This window comes from Candidatus Neomarinimicrobiota bacterium, from assembly GCA_022573815.1.
Classification (GTDB): domain Bacteria; phylum Fidelibacterota; class SORT01; order SORT01; family SORT01; genus JACZTG01.
In genome coordinates this window covers 1-19,780 of the sequence record JACZTG010000011.1, presented here as the reverse complement: position 1 = coordinate 19,780, position 19,780 = coordinate 1, and the positions used below count along the sequence as shown (strand labels likewise).

Genomic DNA, 19,780 nt, shown 5'->3' with positions numbered 1-19,780 from the left:
TTTCTATTCCTTTGAATAATTGTTTCCATCACTATATTAATCTTGTGAAGAAGGATTTGCAAATGATTTCAAGACAAACGCAAAAACAGGGAACTATTAAGTTCATTTTTCCTCTTATAATATTTCTCCTGTTTCTTTCAGGCTGCGGTGAAAAGCGGAAAGAAAACATGCCTGTGGAGATCAGATTGGGATTTATGCCTGATTTCACATATGCTCAGGCATTTGTAGGAATTGATAACAAACAGTATCAATTAAATTTAAGAGGATCAGAATTTAAACCGAGGGGTTACTTATCAAATTCCGCGCTGATAAATGACTTAAAGAGAGGCGAGCTTGATATCGTATTTGTAGATCCGCTCACTGCTATAATAGCTCACAGTCGTTCGGACAGAAATCTGATTCGTATTATCGGGGGAGTAACCAGCGGCGGAAACATTTTTGTGGCTAAGCGAGAAATACCCCCTCATCTGATAAAAGATTTTAGAGGAAAGATTATTGCTATTCCGGAAAATAATGCCGGTCAGCACCTGGCGCTGAGAGATTATTTTCTCTCAAACGGATTAGACCTTTCGAATCCAAGCCACAGAATCAGCGTCACTCCGCTTGACCGCTCAGAAATTATCACATCGTTTTCAAGTAATCTCATAACCGGCGCATGGATTGCCGAACCGTGGGCTTCAAAATTAATTGTGGAAGAGGGAGGGTACCCGTTTATAAATGAGAGCTCTCTCTGGACGAAATCAATATATTCCACAGCTGTCATTGTCGTAAGAAATGATTTTTTGAATCAATACCCGGAAGTGATATTCAAATTTATGGAGAGTCACATAAAAATAACTATTTGGATCAGGAGTCATAAGAATGAGACATTGGATATCCTCAGAAAAGGGATATTAGCTCTCATAAATGAAAATATTTCAGAAGTGGTTGGAGAAAAAGCCTATATCAATATAGTGCCTACCTATGACCCCGTAAGACCTTCTCTCGTGAAAATGGCTGCTAAGGCTGAAAGGTTCGGCTTGATAAGAGATAAAAATATCGATGATATTTTTGATTTCACAGCAGCTGATTCTCTGTTAAAATATATGTACTTGCCCCCACTAAAATTAATAATCAACTGACAGACGGTTTCAGTGATTGTGACAGCATATACGCCATATTGGCAGTAAATATTTTTTAAAAGTAAATTGATTATTACGTCTGGATTTCTTATATTTGAATAGCAGCTTGAATCTGAGGAATTAGGCGATGAATTGGCATAATAGTTGCAAATTTTAACTATTAAAAGGCATTAACGAAATGAGAGATAAAATGGACAGCTTTGAAAACGAACATATTCCGGAAGTGCTTCCGATATTGCCACTAAGAAATACGGTACTCTTTCCTCAGCAGGTGATTCCAATTTCGATTGGAAGGGAAAAATCTGTGAGCTTGATTTCCAAGGTAAGCGAATCGGATAAGCTGATTGGAGTGGTAGCTCAAAAAGACGGCTCCATCGAACATCCCGAATCTTCCGATCTATATTCGTGGGGAACGCTCGCAGCTGTTTTAAAAGTTTTCGATATGCCTGACGGCAGTAAGAGTGCAATCATTCAAGGTCTCCAGCGTATAAAATTGATAACCTATTTAGAGGAAGAGCCATATATAAAAGCGGCTGTCCAGCAAATAGGAGATGATGAAGGTGAAACAGACCTGGAAATCGAAGCAATGGTAGTTAATGTTAAGTCTGTATTTCAGGACATTGTGGAGATCGCTCCTTATCTCTCTATGGAACATACTTCGCTTTTGTCCAATATGGATGAACCGGGCAAGCTGGTTGACAGAGCAATATCCGTTTTAAATATTCGCACAGAGGAAAAGCAAGGCATACTGGAGGAAGTAAACCTTCGCAGACGATTGGAAGAAGCAATTATTATCCTGAACAAAGAACTTCAAAGGTTGCAATTGGGGGAAAAGATTCAAACAGAAGTTCAGGGAGAAATCAACAAAACTCAGAGGGATTACTTTCTCAGGGAGCAATTGAAGGCTATCAAGCGGGAATTAGGCGAGGATGACGATAGCACTATGGAGTTAAAAGAGCTCCGTGACCGGATGGAAGAGGCTAATCTCAGCGAGGAAGCTGTCAAAGTGGCAGAAAAAGAGCTCGACCGGTTGAGTAGAATACCTCCCTCATCGCCGGAATATACTGTTTCACGCACCTATTTGGATTGGTTATTAGATCTTCCGTGGGATATACAGACTGAAGAGAATTTAGATATTCAAGGCGCTAAAGAAGTTCTTGACGGTGACCACTTCGGATTAGAAAAAGTAAAGAAAAGAATATTAGAATATCTGTCGGTAAAACAGCTCAAATCTGATATGAAAGGACCAATACTTTGTTTTGTCGGACCTCCCGGGACCGGAAAAACTTCAGTGGGTAAGTCGATTGCTGAAGCGATGGGCAGAAAATTTGTCCGTATCTCACTCGGTGGAGTTCACGACGAAGCGGAAATAAGAGGCCACAGAAGGACATACATAGGAGCATTACCGGGACGAATTATTCAGGGATTGAAAAAAGCCGGTTCAAATAATCCTATATTTATGCTTGACGAAATTGATAAGGTAGGGAAAGACTTTCGAGGAGATCCGTCATCAGCTCTGCTTGAGGTTCTTGACCCCGAGCAAAACGATTCGTTCTCGGATCATTATTTAGAAGTGGAATTTGATCTATCAAAAGTTATGTTCATCGCCACCGCAAACCTTTCTGATCCGATTCCTGCTGCGCTAAAAGACAGGATGGAGATAATAAATTTCTCCGGTTACATCGAAGAGGAAAAAGCTCAGATAGCAAACAAATTCCTCATACCGAAACAGCTGAAAGAACATGGTATCACCGGCAAGAATCTTGTTTTCGAAGATTCCGGTTTAAGGGAAATTATACACTCTTACACGCGTGAATCGGGAGTCAGAAACCTTGAGCGTGAAATAGCGAATATATGCAGAGGTGTTGTGCGGGAAATAGTTGAAGGCAACAAGAGGAAAAAGAAAACGATAATCAAACACGATAGTGTTGCTGAATATCTTGGACCCGCCAAGTATTTCTCCGATATAGCTGAAAGGATAAAACGACCCGGCATTGCCACGGGACTTGCGTTTACTCCCACAGGAGGCGATATCCTATTTATAGAAGCAACAGCGATGCCCGGAAAGGGAAAGCTGAATCTCACCGGTCAATTAGGCGATGTAATGAAAGAATCAGCTGAGGCTGCGCTCTCATTTATTCGTTCCGAAGGTGAAAAATTCGGTATTAACCCAAAATTTATCGAAACTACTGATATTCACATTCATGTTCCTGCGGGAGCAATTCCTAAAGATGGTCCCTCCGCAGGCGTTACAATGTTGTCTGCGCTTGTATCTGTTCTCACGAAAAGACGGCTAAAACTTGATACGGCGATGACAGGGGAAATTACCTTAAGAGGAGCGGTGCTTCCTGTTGGAGGTATTAGAGAAAAAGTTATCGCTGCCCATCGCGCAGGAATTAAACAGGTTATTCTCCCTGAAAAGAATAGAAAGGATGTTGAGGAAATTCCAAAAGCTACTCTGAGGGGACTGAAATTCCATTACGTATCTGATATGCTTGAGGTAATAGATATCGCATTGGTCAAAGCGCCCGGCAGACACTCGCAACATACATCGAAAGTTTCAGGCGCTACTACTATCCAATCAGGCCGTGCTTAGCTAATCTACAACTTACGTTTAAGTATAAAATCCGAATCTCGCTCAAGAATTTTCGGACGTACTGCTCTCTAATCATAGTAATCAAAACCGGATAAATTATTCGGTTAATTCCATTCCAAAAAAGACGAACTGCAATTACGTTTTCATTGCATCAGAACGAGACATAATTTACATTATAAAGATCGGATAAAACCGATGTTCATAATAATTGACATAAGATTTCAAAGGTAATTTAGATGTCCGGACATTCGAAATGGAGCACTATAAAGAGAAAGAAAGGTGTGGCAGATGCGAAACGCGGACAAATATTTACTAAAGTAATCAAAGAGTTGACGGTAGCGGCAAAAGAGGGAGGTGGAGACGAGTCCGCCAATCCGAGGCTGAGAAGCGCCATCTCTACCGCAAAATCAGTTAACATGCCGGCTTCCAATATCGAAAAGGCTATAAAGAAAGGAACCGGGGAACTTCCGGGAATCGTTTATGAGGAAGCTTCATATGAAGGATACGGTCCGGGAGGAGCGGCGCTATTAATACACGCTCTGACTGATAATAAAAACAGAACTGTTTCAGAGATACGGCATCTATTAACTAAACATGACGGTTCTCTCGCAGGACCCGGCAGCGTGGCATGGCAATTCGAGGCGAAAGGGTTGCTGACTATAAGGAAAGAAATAGTGAGTGAGGACGATTTATTCAGCATAGTTGTGGATGCAGGCGCTGATGATATGACAGTTGAGGGGGATGTGTACGAAGTTATAACTTCACCAGAAAATTTCGAGAACGTTAAGTCGGCTCTAAACGATTCCAATATCAGATTCGAATCAGCGGAACTTACGCAAATTCCAAATACTACAAAAGATATTGATGGTTCAGATGCCAGAAAGCTCCTTCAGCTTATGGAACAATTAGAGAATCACGAAGACGTTCAAAATGTATTTTCGAATTTTGATATAGACGAAAAAATCCTTGAGGAAATGGCAACTGTCTGAAGATAAAGGAAGTATGACTATCCTCGGAATTGATCCGGGGCTCGCGACTGCCGGATATGGGGTAATCAGACAGGAGGGGAGTCATCTCCATTACGTGGATTCAGGCGAAATCAGCACAAATTCTAAAACAGATTTCAGCGTTCGACTTCTTAAGTTGAGCGAGTGGCTTCGGGATGCTCTTGATAAATCCAATCCTGACGTAGGCGTGATCGAAGAGACTTTTTACGGCGCAAATGCTAAGACGGCGCTTCAGATGGGACACGCTCGCGGCGCGCTCCTGTTGACGTTAGCACAATCTAACGTAAAGAGTGTTGAGTATTCGGCGCGTAAAATTAAGCAATCGGTTGTGGGAAACGGCGCCGCCTCAAAAGAGCAGGTGGAATTTATGGTGAAAAATTTGCTTAATTTGGACGATCTTTCAGGTCAACATGCTTCTGATGCTTTAGCTGCGGCGATTTGTCACGCTAATCATGGACCGGTGATCAGATGATAAGTTACATAAAGGGTACTCTTATTGACAAACAACCGACAGTTGCCACAATTGAAGTCGGCGGCTTCGGATTAAAGGTCAATATCCCTTTAAGCACATACGAAAAGCTGCCTGACAAAGGCTCTTCGCTGCTGTTACATACTCATTTTCATGTTCGTGAGGATGAGATGTCGCTTTACGGGTTCATCAACACGGACGAGCTGGAGATGTTTCGATATTTGATTGGAGTATCGGGAATCGGACCTAAAGTCGCTTTAGGGATTTTATCCGGAACGGGAATAGTTCAGCTTAAAAATTCGGTCAGAGAGGGTGATGTAGAACGGCTTACCACAATTAAAGGTATCGGAAAGAAAACCGCTCAGAGGTTGATAGTTGAGTTGAGGGATAAGCTCGGAGCGATTGCTGACGGGGATGAATGGCTGAAAGGCACGGATGCTGACACTGAATTGGAAGAAAACGTATTATCTGCCGTCAGGGCGCTTGAAACTCTCGGCTATGCCCGGAAACAGGCTTTTGAAGCAGTCAAAAAATCTGTTAAAAATTTGGGCGATAAGGCAGAGCCGGAAGAGTTGATTCGGGAATCGCTTAGTAGATTAAACTAAGGAATATGAAATGTATTTAGCTGAAAGAACAAAAAGATTGGGGACGGAAACAGCGTTTGAAGTTCTTGCAAGAGCAAAGGCGCTTGAGGCAAAAGGTAAATCAATTATTCATCTTGAGATCGGTGAACCGGATTTTGACACTCCGCGCCATATAATCGAAGCGGCTCATAAAGCGTTGGATGAGGGTTGGACGCACTACGGTCCTGCTTCCGGCGACATAGAGCTCAAAAAAGCTATTATAGGGGAAATAAAATCCACCCGAGGATTGGACATAGGATCCGAGAACATAGTTATAACTCCCGGAGCCAAGCCGATAATGTTTTTCTCCATACTTGCCTGCATCGAAAAAGGGGATGAGGTAATCTATCCGAATCCGGGATTTCCGATTTACGAATCAATGATTAATTTTATCGGAGGGAAGGCGGTTCCGATTATGCTCAGAGAGGAAATGGATTTCAGCTTTGACGTAAACGAACTAAGAGATTTAATCAATGATAATACCCGGATGATTATTATCAATTCGCCTCAAAACCCAACCGGCGGTGTGCTGGCGGAAGAAGACCTTGCGGAAATTGCGGATATGGTCGCCGACAGAGATATTATAATTATGACTGATGAGGTTTACAGTCGAATGGTTTATGACGGTAAACATTCTTCCATTCTGGCCTATGACGGTATGAAAGAAAAAACGATTCTTATAGAGGGGTTTTCCAAGACCTATGCTATGACCGGTTGGCGGCTCGGCTACGGAGTTATGCCTCAAAATGTAGCGGATATGGTCTCAAAATTTATGGTTAACAGTAATTCCTGCACGTCTTCCTTTACTCAAAGAGCAGGAATCGAAGCGTTAAACGGTTCTCAGGAAGACTCGGAAAATATGATAGCCGAATTCAAGAAGAGAAAAGATGTCATTGTTGATGGACTTAACGCCATACCCGGAATCAGCTGCAGGACACCAAAGGGCGCTTTTTATGTGTTCCCGAATATCTCCGCCACCGGTTTGAGTTCAGAAGAAGCGGAGGACAAGTTTCTCAATGAAGCGGGAGTCGCTGTCCTGAAAGGTACATCATTCGGCTCGAATGGAGAGGGTTATGTTCGGTTTTCGTATGCGAATTCCACAGAAAACATTTTAGAGGCGCTGAATCGGATTGAGGGAGTGCTTTAATATTGTCTCAAAATAAAAGAACGTCGCTATATGACATTCACGTGCATGCGGGAGCTAAGATGGTTCCATTTGCCGGTTATGAGATGCCTGTTCAATATTCCGGAATTGTCAAAGAACATATGGCAGTCAGAAATAGCGTGGGTATATTCGATGTGTCCCATATGGGTGAATTCGAGGTCACGGGCGAAGGAGCCTTGGAGTTTTTACAACTTATGACCTTGAATGACGTATCAAAATTAGAGCTCGGTCAGGCACAATATTCCGGGCTTTGTTATGAGGACGGGGGAATGATAGATGACCTGATAGTATATCGCTTCCCTGATAAATATATGCTCGTAGTGAACGCTTCCAATATTGAAAAAGATTTTGATTGGCTTGATTCCCATAAACCGACAGATGTGAAATTAAAAAATATATCAGAGGAAACGGCTCTTATCGCCGTACAGGGAAAGAACGCGAAAGAGGTTATCGAAAAGTTGACGGAAACGAATTTAGATGAAATTCAATATTACAGATTTGAATCGGGAAGCGTTTCGGGGAAAAACGCCATAATCTCAAAAACAGGATACACCGGTGAAAAAGGATTCGAGCTATATCTGAATTCGGCTGATGCTCCTGATGTTTGGAACGATCTTATATCGGCAGGAGAGGAATTCGAAATATTACCGGTCGGGCTCGGAGCAAGAGACACACTCCGATTAGAGATGTGCTACTGCTTATACGGGAATGATATTGATAAAACAACAAATCCGCTTGAAGCTGGATTAGGTTGGATTACCAAGCTTAAGAAAGGTAAATTTATCGGTTCGGACAGCTTGAAGGCACAAAAAGAAGAAGGGTTAAAAAGAAGGTTAGTGGCATTTAAAATGGAGAAAAAAGCTATACCGAGACACGGCTATGACATTCTGAAAGATGATAATCTGATTGGAGAGGTTACAAGCGGTACATTTTCTCCGGTTCTTCAGGCGGGTATCGGACTTGGATATGTAACTGCCGGTAATCATGAGGTGGGTACGAATTTGATAATAGACATCAGGGGGAGAAATCAATCGGCGCAGATTATTAAACCTCCTTTTTATACACCGTGAGAGCGTGATTAACATTGACTGTTAAAAAGAAACAAGAAAGACGAAAAGAGGTCATCGGGCTTCTATTTATGGCGCTTGCCGTGCTGGTCGCAGCTTCAATGCTCAGCTACGATATGTCTGAGGAGCCGAACAACATCACCGAATTAAGGACATCGAATTATTTGGGAATCGGTGGAGTATTCGTCTCCCATTACCTCATTAAAATGTTTCTCGGACTCGGTTCGTCAGTCATACCACTCTTATTGTTGTTATGGGGATGGTGGATATTCAGCGGCAAAAAAACGGCAGCGCTGACCAAGTTTACGCTATTTTTATCAATTATGGCCTTACTGTTTTCAACTTTTTCGGCATTGATAATCGGAAAATCGTGGGCTGTTCCGGGTGCGGTTGGAGGTGTTTTAGCGGGATTTCTTACAACATTTCTGGGAATATTCGGAGCGTGGATATTCATAGGATTGGCGCTGATTCTTCTGACTACGGGATATTTCGGTTGGAGTATTTACGGATTGACAGAAAGTATAAAAATGCCGTTTAGAATGTTGGTTGAGTCTGTCAAGCGATTAAAGAAAGATCGGAAGAGGAAAGTCAAAAGAGAAATAAAAGAAGATATTTATATTCCTGAAGAGAGTATCGAAGAAGAAGAGTGGAATCCCCCTGAGGTAATGATAGAAAAGGAATTAACCGAATCCCAACCTCAATCGAACGGTGGAAGCACAGAAAAAGAAGTTTTTCTATCTGAAGAAGAATCTACCGTTTCAGCAATTACGAATGAAACGGAAACCCTTGTGGAAGAATCAGCGGAAAAGAATGAAAGCGCTGAATATACAGTCACAGACCAAATAGTAGAGAATGAAATTGACTACGATGCCGAGCGTGAGGAGTATGCTAAACGGGAATATAATTTTCCCTCTGTTGACTTGCTTGAATCTCCACCGAAGATAAATGAAGATCAAATCTCGCGTGAAGAAATAATGGACAAAGCAAAGTTATTGGAAGAGACCCTTGAAAGCTTTAAAGTGAGCGCCAAGGTTATCGAAGTTCACCCAGGTCCTGTTATCACTCGGTTCGAGCTTGAACCCGCTCCCGGAGTAAAGGTCAATAAGATTGTCAGTTTATCGGATGATATAGCTCTGGCTCTCCGGGCGAAGAGAGTTCGGATTATCGCGCCTATTCCCGGAAAAGCGGCGGTGGGCGTAGAAATACCGAATAAAAAAACCGCGACGGTTTATATGAAGTCTATCATCAACTCGGAAAAATTCGCATCGTCGGATTCACCGCTCACAATAGCGCTTGGGAAAACTTCTTCCGGCGAAATTATTTGTGTTGATTTGGCAACAATGCCTCATTTACTGATTGCCGGTTCAACAGGTTCAGGGAAAAGCGTATGCATTAATTCCATTATCACAAGTATGCTGTACAAAGCAAGACCCGACGAGCTGAAATTTATTATGATAGATCCGAAGAAAATAGAATTATCAATCTATAAGAAGCTGAAAGGATATCACCTTATGCCAATGAGGGATGTGAAAGAGGATATCATTACGTCGCCGCATCTGGCTGTTCTGGCTTTGAAAAGCGCTGAAGTAGAGATGGAGAGGAGATATGATCTCTTAGCAGATTTAGGGGTGCGAGGAATCGTGGACTATAATAACAGAGCTGAGGCATCAGGCGATTTCCCCAAAATTCCTTATATCGTGATTGTAATTGACGAGCTTGCCGATTTGATGATTACTGCCGCCAAAGATATTGAAGAGCCGATCTCACGATTGGCGCAAATGGCGAGAGCTGTGGGTATTCACCTGATAGTTGCCACTCAACGACCATCGGTTGATGTACTGACAGGTGTGATTAAGGCCAATTTCCCTGCCCGTATGGCGTTTCAGGTAGCTACTAAAACGGATTCACGCACGATAATTGATATGAACGGAGCCGATAAACTTCTTGGCAAAGGCGATATGCTTTATCTTCCGTCAACAGAACCTGAAGCAATACGAGTACATAACTCTTTCATCTCGCTTCCTGAGATAGAAAATTTGCTCAACCATATTAATGAGCAGCCGAAGTACGAAGAAAAACCGCTACCTTCAATGAAAGAAGCGCCGTTAAGATCGGATGGAGAGGGTTATCTTGAATTTTTTGGGAACGATTCTCTTTTACCCGAAGCGATGCGCTTAGTCGTTACTCATCAACAAGGCTCGGTTTCTTTGCTGCAAAGACGATTAAGAGTAGGATATTCACGCGCTGCCCGATTAATAGATGAACTTGAAAATGCGGGAGTCGTCGGTAAGTTCGAGGGGAGTAAAGCGCGAGAAGTATTATGGGACGAAGCAGACCTGAAAAAGAATCTTGAGAACGAAACTGACGAGGACAATAATTGACACTGATTGTAAACATTAAACGAATTTTCCTTCTACTCGGTATCAGTATTGGGTTTTTAATTCCACAGGAAGTTCAAGCCCAAAGCGCTAATGAGGTATTCGATAAGATGAGAAATGCTCTAAAAAAAGAAAAAAGTATTTCCATAGCCTATGAGCAGTCTTATAAATGGAAATCGTCTAACAGAGGCAGTAAATCAGCCGGAAAATTGGATATGCAAGACCTCATAAAATTTCGCCTTTATACCGAAGAACAAACTATTGTGAGCGATGGAGAATCAGTATGGAGTTATACTCCATTCACGAAACAGGTGATAATAAATAGAATTGACAAATCAGGGGGTACAATATTACCGGGAGATTTTCTGTCTGATTACCCTAAAGATTATAGAGCAAAACTGTTGAAAGAGGATAAGTTCGAGGGTGAATATCTTTTGGAACTTAAACCGAAAGAGAGTGGAAGTTTTGTGACCGCCATTCGTATCTGGGTGGATGGTGAGGACTATCTTATCAGAAGCATAGAATATATAGATATAAATCAGAATGTCACTTTATGGGAGATTACCGAAATAAATCTTAATCCGAATTTTGATGATTCCCATTTTAAATTTGATTCTCCTTCCGGCGTGGAAACGGTGGACCTGAGATAGGTCACCGGATAATTCTATGAATAAAAAGCAGATCGCCGGTATCTTTATCAGCATTGTATTTATTTACTTCGCTTTTCGTGATATAAATTTAGAAGAATTTTCAATAGCTATTGCAAAAGCGGATTATGTCTGGATTCTGCCGGCAACTGCAGCGATGGTACTGAGTTTTTGGCTTCGAGGTTATCGGTGGAAATACATTCTTAGTCCTATTCAGGAAGTGAGCGTCCGTTCAGCGTTTTCTGCCACAATGATAGGTTATATGGCTAATAATGTCCTGCCGTTCAGAATCGGAGATATAGTGAGGCTTGTAGTAATCTCAAAATACTCCGGCATTAAAAAAGCAGCGGCGTTCGGATCGGTATTCATTGAGCGTATTTTTGATTTGGTTATGTCCCTTGCCATATTCGGAATGGCATTAATCTCGTTTCCCACCCTTCCGGAATGGGCCACAGCGACCGGATACGGAGCTTTGGTCCTATTTGGTGTCTTGATGATATTTACTTTTTATGGAAGAAATCATCCGAATTTACTTGTCAAGTTAAACAATTTGGTGACGAAAAGATTTTCTGAAAAGGTGAGAAAGAGAGGGGAAGAGATAGTCCGTTCATTTTCCGAAGGGCTGAAGGCAGTTAATAATATCAAACAGCTGCTTTGGTTACTGCTATTGTCTTTTTTATTATGGAGTGTAAACGTGTCCTGGGTCTGGTTTGCGTTAGAGATTTTTGACTTTGACCTGCCATTTAGCGCATCTTTACTTGTACTGATATTTATACTATTCGCTGTATCTATTCCTTCGGCGCCCGGAAATATCGGCACTTTTCATGGTTTTGTCATCGCTTCTCTGGTATTTATGGGAATCGATTCAAATGCTGCGAGAGCCGGCGCGGTTGTAATGCATGCTACTAATTATATTCCTGTAACAATTATGGGTTTATACTTTATGTGGCGGGGTAATATCAAACTGAAATCAGCCGTAAAAAGTTCTTATACAAATGAAATAGAGTGAAGCAGAATTTAAATCAATATAATTATGTTTTAATTAGTCTTAGACAGTCTTCCATTATGTTTTATCTTGAAAGTGCAGAGGGATAAAGTTAATTTGATACCGTTTAACACAAGACGATTTAATGGATAGAATTACATTGAAAAATATGGTCTTTTTCGGCTATCACGGCACATTGAAAGAGGAGCGGGAAATTGGCGGAAGATTTGAAGTCGATATTGATTTGATCGGGGATTTTAGCGCTGCTTCCGTGACCGATGATCTTTCAGATGCGGTGGATTACCAGAAAGCATATGTTCTTATAAAGCAAAAAATTGAAGGTTCTAAATACCATCTCATAGAAAAAATTGCGGGAGATGTTGCCAAAGAAATTTTATCTGCTTTCACTGTCAATAAAGTTTACGTAAGGATCAGGAAGAGGAATGTTCCAATCGGGGGAGTGATAGATTATGTGGAAGTGGAACTCTCCAGAGAAAACAGCAATGGAGTAGAATAGCAATATAATGGCGGAAATATCTTATATAGGGTTAGGTTCAAATTTAGGCGATAGATTGGAGAATCTGAGCAAGGCGGTTGAATTAGTGGATAGAGACGAATCTACAAACGTGGGTAACGTTTCAAAAATATATCTGTCCGAGCCCAAGTATTTCATTGAACAACCGGAATTTCTTAATGCCGTAATGGAAATTGATACTTCTCTTTCGCCCGGGGAGCTCCTGAATCTTCTTCTTAAAATCGAAGCCGATATCGGGAGGATTAGAAATAAAAAGAATGGACCCCGATTGATTGATTTGGACATTTTGTTTTACGGTAAAGAGATAATTAAATCCGGCAATCTCGAAATTCCGCACCCCTTACTGTACGAGCGTCTTTTCGTACTTAAGCCGTTAGAAGATATCAACCCGGAGTTTGTGTGCCCCGTTACAGGAAAATCCGTTTCCGAGCTCGTAAACTCCGCCGATGACAAAGATAATATCGAAATATATGACGAAGATATTATACGATTGGAAAATACGCACGTATGAGAAATATTTATTATATTGCGGTCGAAGGAGTTATCGGAGTTGGAAAAACAAGCCTTTGCTCTCTTATCGGCGAACAGTTTTCAGCGAAGGTCGTATTTGAGAAATTTGAGGACAATCCTTTTTTGGAAGATTTTTATAAAGACAAAGAGCGATTCGCATTTCAGACACAGCTGTATTTTCTGTTGAGTAGATACAGACAGCATCAGGAAATGATGCAGGTAGAGTTATTTCATAAGTTGCTCGTGTCCGATTATATGTTTGTGAAAGATAAAATATTTGCAAATATCAATTTATCCGATAAAGAGCTTACTCTTTATAATTCTGTAGTCACATTACTTGAAAGGGATATCCCGAACCCCGACCTTGTGATATATCTGCAGTCTTCAACAGGCAGATTGATGACGAATATTAAGGAGAGAGGCAGATATTACGAAGATCTGATTACTACGGAATATATTCAGGAATTAAACGATGCTTATAATGATTTTTTTTTACGATATGATCGAAGCCCGCTCCTGATAGTTAACGCTACAGATATAGATTTTGTAAATGATAAAGAAGATCAGGAAAATCTTATGGAAAAAATCCGGCAACCTTTTTCCGGGACAAGATATTATAATCCTAAAGGAATGTGATGTTTAAGATATTGATAATCGCAGCAATTGTCTGGATAGTTTATAATATTTTCAAAGCATCGCGATTCATAAAATCCACTATGTCAGCTGATAATCCGGGGAAAAAGGTGAAACGCAAAAAACTGAATTACAATAAAAACGATGTTGAAGATGCCGAGTTTGATGATATTGATGAGAATTGAACAATTAGATAGATAAGGAAAAAGATTGATTGAACTGTTTTATAACGTATTGAACGAAGAGAATATAGTCCGATACATAACTGTCCTTCTGAAAATATCACTTATAGCAGTCGTTGCGTTTGTTGTTTCAGGGGTTTTTATAAGAGCGCTTCATACCCGATTAAATCATCTCAAAACAAGGCAATCCGATGGAAACGGAAATGATAAAGGAGCTACTATCATTCCCATATTACAAAATCTTATAAAAGTCGGTATCTGGACCATAGCCGGAATTTTGATATTAGGTGAATTCGGTATAAATACATCAGCATTGATAGCAGTCATAGGAATGTTCGGTATTGCTATTGGATTGGCTGCTCAATCGATAATTAAAGATTTGATAGCCGGAGTTTTGCTGATAATAGAAGATCTAATTTCTGTTGGTGATTCTATAAGTGTGGGTGGTATTAATGGCACTGTTGAAAAGGTCGGAATCAGGTACATCCAGGTAAGGCAATTTTCCGGTGAATTGAGGAACATCCCAAGCAGTGAACTTTCTAACTTCGGTAATAAGAGCAAGGGTTATATGAGAGTCAATGTCAATGTCGGACTCGCTTATGAACAGGATATTGAGAAAGCTTTAAGTGTGATGGAAGAGGCGGCTTCCCTGTGGGCAAGAGATAATTACGAAATTATAATTGAGCATCCGTCCATTCAGGCTATTACCGAATTCGGAGCAAGCGAAGTAACAGCGAGAATAATCGCTAAAGTACAACCCGGAAAGCAAGGCGGCGCTGAAAGAGATTTAAGGATGATTCTCAAGCAACGGTTTGACGCTCGAAATGTGGATATACCGTTTGCCCGCAATGTTCTATATATGCATTCTATGGATTCTCAGGACTTGGAAATTAATACAGAAAATCTTGATATTCGTCCTGAGCCGGGCTCAAAAGAGGAAATAAAAGACCCTAAATTACGGGGAATGGTATTCGAACGAGAAACAAAAAAGATGGCTGGAGCAATAGAGAGTATAAAAAATTTAATGGAGAAAAAAAATACAGATTCAGACAGCGATAAATCAGCGGAGAATGAGCAGAATAAATCAGAAAAAAGCGATGAAACAGAAAATCGAAAAAACGAATAAAACCCTTGGTAATCATACGATTATACTATATATTGTGCCTTCAAGATGACGAGAGGTTGATGTGGTAGATGTACTATCAGAAAACCTCACGATACGCAGCAGCGTTAACGAGCTGAAAAAGGTAGCTGAATTTACAGAAAATATTGGAGAGCAATTGGGATTATCGGAGGACGTAATAGAAGATATCTCGATAGCGGTCACCGAAGCCGTGAATAATGCTATAAAACACGGAAATAAAAATAATGAATCAAAAGCGATAGAAATTTCGTATAAGAATGAGAAGGAAAAGATTATCGTATATGTAAAAGATAACGGAGGGGGTTTTGAGATCGATAAAATAAGCGATCCTCGAGCAAACGAAAACATTCTTAAAGATAGCGGCAGAGGTATCCTGATAATGAAATCTTTGATGGACAAGGTGGTAGTGACGTCTGATAATCAGGGAACAGAAGTTCAGCTGGTGAAGTACATAAATAGAGGTAATTAATTTTTGGGACGGACGATGAAAACACACGTGAGTTTAATAATATTATTTATATTAACCCAATCCGCTGCCGCATTTCCGGGTGAGTTTCCAAACGAGCGTGGAATTGGGCTTACCCTAACTGATAAGGGAGCAGGCGCCAGGTACGCTTATAACTGGAATCTGAACCGAAAAAGTTTCATTGCAATGGACATCGAATTAATACTCGTTAATGGCCCCAATGAAGTTCCAATAGTGGACCCTTTTACAGGAATAACATTTAAATTATTCAATGAAAACCTTCTGTTGTTCCCTGTAATGATAGGTTATAAGAGAATGCTCTTCGTGGACCAGATTGTCGATAACTTGAGACCATATGTTCAAATATCAGCAGGACCCGTTATGGGATTTGATATGAAAGACGAATCAGATGTAAATAATAATGTAGGTTTTATTGAACAATTTTCAAAAGGCAAAGCGTATTATACTATCGGAGCAAAGTTTAATCTCGGAGCGAATATCCAAACAAGTAAGGGGAATTTTATTAACGCAAGTATCGGTTATAGCATCATAGATTTTGGAAAAGTACTTGATAATAGAGTTCCATTTGGAGGAATTGCCTTAAGAGTGGAAATCGGTAAATGGATTAAATAAGAATCTGAATATGTCGCCGGCAATTAATCATGATTATTTTTTTGTAGATAAATCAGACATAGCTGGTGATAATCTTCAGATAACCGGAGATGAGGCTCATCATCTGCGTAAAGTGTTTAGAAAAGAAGTAGGCGCTGAAATTTGGGCTGTTGATGGAAACGGAAATGCATATGAAGCTGTTATCCGTAACATCACTGAAGAGACAGTTAGCTGCGATATAATAAATGTAGTACATGAATTGAACGAGCCGAAAATTAAGTTAACGGTGGGATTGGGATTGTTAAAGGCATCGCATTTGGAGGAAACGCTGAACAGTTGTACACAGCTGGGCATATCTTCTCTTATTCCTTTGGAGACATCCCGTGCGATAAAAAAATCTGTCAATTTGAGTAGACTCAATAGTATTGCCGTCTCGGCGATGAAACAGTCAGGAAGATGTAGATTACCACTGCTGAGAGATTCAATCCAATTCGAGAAATTTATCTCAGAATCTGACAGCTACGATTTAAAGATTCTCGCATCAATGGATAAAAATGTTTCTTCGCTGAGTGCTTTTATGGGCAGCATTAATGGTTCCGTCATAAACAGGGCGGTGCTTATAGTTGGTCCTGAAGGTGATTTTTCAGGCGAAGAAATTGATACCGCTATCAATGCGGGATTTAATCCTGTATCACTTGGCAGTAGGCGTTTGAGATCGGAAACCGCATCCACGGCGGCTGTCTCGATAATTATGAATCATTTTGAAGGAGTAGATAATAACTGATGGCATCAGCTGATAACGATTGCCTTTTTTGTAAAATAATATCAGGAGACCTACCAACGGATTTTGTATATGAAGATGAGAACATTGTGGCATTCAGGGATATTAATCCCCAAGCGCCGACTCATATACTCCTTATTCCAAAGGATCATATAGCATTTGCCGCCGATATCAATGAAACGCATTCAGACTTACTCTTCTCAATGTTTAACACGGCGAATAAATTAGCCTCAGAAGAGGGTATTTCCTCAGAAGGTTACCGACTTGTAATTAATAATGGAAGGGGAGCAGGACAAACGGTGTTTCATTTACACTTACACCTGCTTGGTGGTCGCCCGATGCTCTGGCCTCCGGGGTAATAATTAAAAATGTATTTATCAAAATTAGACATATTCGGATTTAAGTCATTCGCCACCAAGACGGTAATTCCCATTGAAAGGGGAATAACCAGCATAGTGGGTCCCAACGGATGCGGTAAAACGAATATTGTCGACGCTATCCGGTGGGTATTGGGTGAGCAGCGTTCAAGTATGCTCCGCACAGAGAAGATGCAGGACGTTATATTCAACGGTTCAAAAGGGAGAAAACCGCTTGGATACGCCGAAGTATCATTAACACTTCATAATAACAGAGGCGTTCTTCCTATCGAATATACGGACGTTATGATAACTCGAAGGCTGTTTCGCGATGGTGAATCCGAATATCTTATAAATAAGAATCTTGTTCGGTTAAAAGATATAAATGATCTATTTGTGGATACCGGAATGGGTCCTGATGCGTACTCGGTGATTGAGCTCAAAATGGTTGATAGCTTACTCTCTGAGGAACCAATCGAGCGTAGAAAGATGTTCGAGGAAGCCGCAGGAATAACAAAGTATAAAAATCAGCGAAGGGTGACTCTTAGAAAGCTGGATGCGACTAAAACAGATCTTCTCAGAGTATTTGATATTATTAGCGAAGTGGAGAAAAACGTTCGTTCTCTAAAATATCAGCTCAATAAATTTAAAAAATATCAACAGGAAAAAGATATACTTATTGAAAGTGAAATCCGATTAGCGCGTTATCAGTATCACGACATTCTGCGGGAAATGGCTCCGCTGGCAAAGAAGCTGCAAACACAAAAACTTCAGCGGGATGATGCAGCCAGTCAGATAGAAATGGATGAAGCGCTCCACAGGCAAATAGAGAAGAAGCTTGAGGCGTTGGACAGTGAAATAGAATCATGCGAAATAAAAGTGGAAAAACATGCGCAGCTTCTTATTGACTCAAAAGAAAGACAGGGATACGCAAAACAAAGAATTGTGTCCGAGCAAACTGCCATCGAAAATGCTGAACATCGGATTGAATCAGCAAATGTCCGATTAAAGGCTCTTGGCGATCAGGAGAAAATGTTTTCTGAACAGCTGGAACTATCTCAGGGATTACTAAAGAGGCAGTCGGAACAGCATGGTAAAATCCAATTGAAATTGGATTCGGCTATCGAACAGCTAAAATCCAAACAAAACTATCAGAGAGAACTTGAACATGAGCGGGCGGTTCACATAGAAAAAATAGGTAAACTTAACGGTGAGAAACAAAAATATATAGCCCGGGCAGAAGCGATAGAAAACAGTGGAGAAGCAAGGCTCAACGAGAAAGGAGAGTTGGAAGAGACTCTTAAATCATCCACAAAGGAGTTACATGACGCAAATAGACGCCGTAAAAGGATAATAACCGATAGAACACTTTTCGAAGAAAAAATGTCCGCCTCTACTGAGGAGATTGATAAATTAAAATCCAAAGTTTCGAGATTGGAAGAAGAAAAATCAAATCTGACATCCCGTGAAAATAATCTCAAATCGAGAGTAAGCATACTCAGCGAACTAATAGAGGGAAGAGGAGGGCACTCCAGCGGTGTAAAAAATTTACTTGAAAATGGCGCTGGTCTTTCCGGCATACAGGGAACTGTAGCGGACTTGATTGAAGTAAAACCTGATTATAGGAAAGCGATTGATCAATCATTAGGCAGCGAAAGCGATTGGGTTGTTGTAGATACGCTTCCGAATGCCAAATCTGCCGCTCAATGGGTGGCGGAATCCAAGAAGGGTTCCGTAACGTTTCTGGCGCTTGATTCTCTAAAAAATATTAAATCAAACGGCAGTACGCACAACGGATTTTTACCTGCTTCTGAATTTGTGAGCTCCCGGTATGACGGATTAGTCCCGAGCCTTTTCAGCGATCTATTGATAACCAAGAACGGTAATGATTATCAAGTCCCCGAAGGATACCGAGTTGTAGATATTAAAGGATATATGTACGACGGCGCCGCGATGATTAAATCCGGTGGATACGAGTCGGATGATTCGGGCAAAGTAGGAAGAAAAGAGCTTCGAATCGAACTCTCGAATAAAATCGAAGCCGTAGAAAAATCTCTATTAGAGAATAATAAAGAGTACGCATCAGCAAAAGACTCTCTTGAGACTACAAGGAAATTGATTGATGAATTAACGACTCAGATAAGAGAAATATTAACTGAAGACGCCACTCTTGCGGGAAGTATAAACGGATTAGAGTCAGAAATAGTCAGAGTAAATAATAGACTGACTCAAATGGAGTCGGAGGGTTCAGATAAGGAAATCCTCGAAAAACTAAGCAAATCCGAAGATGAAATACAAATTAAAATAGATTCTCTTGAACTACACCAGGCAGGCTTTCTGAAAAAATATGAGGAAATGATAGAAGAAGTCGAAACGGCTTCAAAGGAAAAAGATGATATATCTGCCGAGCATCAGGAAGCAATGATTGCAGTGGTTGCAGAGGAGAGAAATCAGGATGCATTAAAATTTCGGCTATCAGGAATTGAGGAAACCCGTGTTGACG

Annotated in this window: 20 protein-coding genes; all 20 read left to right on the top strand. The window is 40.8% G+C overall.

The features are described 5' to 3' along the window. Positions 1-62: 62 nt before the first annotated feature. Positions 63-1,121 carry an ABC transporter substrate-binding protein gene (locus IIB39_06105; GenBank protein MCH8928274.1) on the top strand — a complete coding sequence of 353 codons (1,059 nt, stop codon included), beginning with the start codon at positions 63-65 and terminating at the stop codon, positions 1,119-1,121. A 190-nt stretch (positions 1,122-1,311) separates the two neighbouring features. Next, positions 1,312-3,717, top strand: coding sequence for an endopeptidase La (lon, locus tag IIB39_06100; GenBank protein MCH8928273.1), 2,406 nt, complete (start codon positions 1,312-1,314; stop codon positions 3,715-3,717). Positions 3,718-3,953: 236 nt separating this feature from the next. Continuing rightward, positions 3,954-4,706 carry a YebC/PmpR family DNA-binding transcriptional regulator gene (locus IIB39_06095; GenBank protein MCH8928272.1) on the top strand — a complete coding sequence of 251 codons (753 nt, stop codon included), beginning with the start codon at positions 3,954-3,956 and terminating at the stop codon, positions 4,704-4,706. Then, positions 4,684-5,196 (top strand): crossover junction endodeoxyribonuclease RuvC, encoded by a 513-nt coding sequence (gene ruvC / locus IIB39_06090; protein MCH8928271.1) that lies wholly within the window; start codon positions 4,684-4,686, stop codon positions 5,194-5,196. Before IIB39_06095 ends, ruvC begins: the two co-directional genes overlap by 23 nt. Then, the gene (gene ruvA, locus IIB39_06085) at positions 5,193-5,798 is read left to right on the top strand and encodes a Holliday junction branch migration protein RuvA (protein ID MCH8928270.1); all 606 of its coding nucleotides are present in this window, start codon (positions 5,193-5,195) and stop codon (positions 5,796-5,798) included. Before ruvC ends, ruvA begins: the two co-directional genes overlap by 4 nt. 10 nt (positions 5,799-5,808) lie before the next feature. Next, positions 5,809-6,963: a pyridoxal phosphate-dependent aminotransferase gene (locus tag IIB39_06080; GenBank protein ID MCH8928269.1), complete on the top strand. Its 1,155-nt coding sequence runs from the start codon at positions 5,809-5,811 to the stop codon at positions 6,961-6,963. Continuing rightward, the gene (gene gcvT / locus IIB39_06075) at positions 6,963-8,051 is read left to right on the top strand and encodes a glycine cleavage system aminomethyltransferase GcvT (protein ID MCH8928268.1); all 1,089 of its coding nucleotides are present in this window, start codon (positions 6,963-6,965) and stop codon (positions 8,049-8,051) included. Before IIB39_06080 ends, gcvT begins: the two co-directional genes overlap by 1 nt. 14 nt (positions 8,052-8,065) lie before the next feature. Further along, positions 8,066-10,429 carry a DNA translocase FtsK gene (locus IIB39_06070; protein MCH8928267.1) on the top strand — a complete coding sequence of 788 codons (2,364 nt, stop codon included), beginning with the start codon at positions 8,066-8,068 and terminating at the stop codon, positions 10,427-10,429. Beyond that, positions 10,426-11,076, top strand: coding sequence for an outer membrane lipoprotein carrier protein LolA (locus IIB39_06065; protein ID MCH8928266.1), 651 nt, complete (start codon positions 10,426-10,428; stop codon positions 11,074-11,076). The genes IIB39_06070 and IIB39_06065 overlap by 4 nt, the downstream gene beginning before the upstream one ends. Before the next feature lie 16 nt (positions 11,077-11,092). Then, positions 11,093-12,082 (top strand): flippase-like domain-containing protein, encoded by a 990-nt coding sequence (locus IIB39_06060; protein MCH8928265.1) that lies wholly within the window; start codon positions 11,093-11,095, stop codon positions 12,080-12,082. A 121-nt stretch (positions 12,083-12,203) separates the two neighbouring features. Continuing rightward, positions 12,204-12,575: a dihydroneopterin aldolase gene (gene folB, locus IIB39_06055; protein MCH8928264.1), complete on the top strand. Its 372-nt coding sequence runs from the start codon at positions 12,204-12,206 to the stop codon at positions 12,573-12,575. 7 nt (positions 12,576-12,582) lie between these two features. Then, complete coding sequence (folK, locus tag IIB39_06050; GenBank protein MCH8928263.1) at positions 12,583-13,104, top strand: 2-amino-4-hydroxy-6-hydroxymethyldihydropteridine diphosphokinase; 522 nt, start codon at positions 12,583-12,585, stop codon at positions 13,102-13,104. Then, positions 13,101-13,739, top strand: a complete 639-nt coding sequence (locus IIB39_06045; protein ID MCH8928262.1) for a deoxynucleoside kinase — start codon at positions 13,101-13,103, stop codon at positions 13,737-13,739. The genes folK and IIB39_06045 overlap by 4 nt, the downstream gene beginning before the upstream one ends. Further along, positions 13,739-13,921, top strand: coding sequence for a hypothetical protein (locus IIB39_06040; protein MCH8928261.1), 183 nt, complete (start codon positions 13,739-13,741; stop codon positions 13,919-13,921). The genes IIB39_06045 and IIB39_06040 overlap by 1 nt, the downstream gene beginning before the upstream one ends. A gap of 25 nt (positions 13,922-13,946) precedes the next feature. Next, positions 13,947-15,044 carry a mechanosensitive ion channel family protein gene (locus IIB39_06035; GenBank protein MCH8928260.1) on the top strand — a complete coding sequence of 366 codons (1,098 nt, stop codon included), beginning with the start codon at positions 13,947-13,949 and terminating at the stop codon, positions 15,042-15,044. A gap of 61 nt (positions 15,045-15,105) precedes the next feature. After that, positions 15,106-15,531, top strand: coding sequence for an ATP-binding protein (locus IIB39_06030; GenBank protein MCH8928259.1), 426 nt, complete (start codon positions 15,106-15,108; stop codon positions 15,529-15,531). Between the two features lie 15 nt (positions 15,532-15,546). Continuing rightward, positions 15,547-16,161, top strand: a complete 615-nt coding sequence (locus tag IIB39_06025) for a hypothetical protein (GenBank protein ID MCH8928258.1) — start codon at positions 15,547-15,549, stop codon at positions 16,159-16,161. Positions 16,162-16,171: 10 nt separating this feature from the next. Next, positions 16,172-16,924, top strand: coding sequence for a 16S rRNA (uracil(1498)-N(3))-methyltransferase (locus IIB39_06020; protein ID MCH8928257.1), 753 nt, complete (start codon positions 16,172-16,174; stop codon positions 16,922-16,924). After that, a complete protein-coding gene (locus IIB39_06015; GenBank protein ID MCH8928256.1) occupies positions 16,924-17,280 on the top strand; it encodes a histidine triad nucleotide-binding protein in 357 nt (118 codons plus the stop codon). The genes IIB39_06020 and IIB39_06015 overlap by 1 nt, the downstream gene beginning before the upstream one ends. 9 nt (positions 17,281-17,289) lie before the next feature. Then, the coding region (locus IIB39_06010; GenBank protein ID MCH8928255.1) for an AAA family ATPase at positions 17,290-19,780 on the top strand (2,491 nt) is incomplete at its 3' end.

Bases quoted from the DNA above. Each gene is read 5' to 3' on its own strand.
- IIB39_06080 (MCH8928269.1), top strand. From the start codon at position 5,809: ATGTATTTAGCTGAAAGAACAAAAAGATTGGGGACGGAAACAGCGTTT.
- folK (MCH8928263.1), top strand. From the start codon at position 12,583: ATGGCGGAAATATCTTATATAGGGTTAGGTTCAAATTTAGGCGATAGA.
- IIB39_06095 (MCH8928272.1), top strand. From the start codon at position 3,954: ATGTCCGGACATTCGAAATGGAGCACTATAAAGAGAAAGAAAGGTGTG.
- IIB39_06040 (MCH8928261.1), top strand. From the start codon at position 13,739: ATGTTTAAGATATTGATAATCGCAGCAATTGTCTGGATAGTTTATAAT.
- IIB39_06105 (MCH8928274.1), top strand. From the start codon at position 63: ATGATTTCAAGACAAACGCAAAAACAGGGAACTATTAAGTTCATTTTT.
- IIB39_06020 (MCH8928257.1), top strand. From the start codon at position 16,172: ATGTCGCCGGCAATTAATCATGATTATTTTTTTGTAGATAAATCAGAC.
- lon (MCH8928273.1), top strand. From the start codon at position 1,312: ATGGACAGCTTTGAAAACGAACATATTCCGGAAGTGCTTCCGATATTG.
- folB (MCH8928264.1), top strand. From the start codon at position 12,204: ATGGATAGAATTACATTGAAAAATATGGTCTTTTTCGGCTATCACGGC.
- IIB39_06060 (MCH8928265.1), top strand. From the start codon at position 11,093: ATGAATAAAAAGCAGATCGCCGGTATCTTTATCAGCATTGTATTTATT.
- IIB39_06015 (MCH8928256.1), top strand. From the start codon at position 16,924: ATGGCATCAGCTGATAACGATTGCCTTTTTTGTAAAATAATATCAGGA.
- ruvA (MCH8928270.1), top strand. From the start codon at position 5,193: ATGATAAGTTACATAAAGGGTACTCTTATTGACAAACAACCGACAGTT.
- IIB39_06045 (MCH8928262.1), top strand. From the start codon at position 13,101: ATGAGAAATATTTATTATATTGCGGTCGAAGGAGTTATCGGAGTTGGA.
- IIB39_06025 (MCH8928258.1), top strand. From the start codon at position 15,547: ATGAAAACACACGTGAGTTTAATAATATTATTTATATTAACCCAATCC.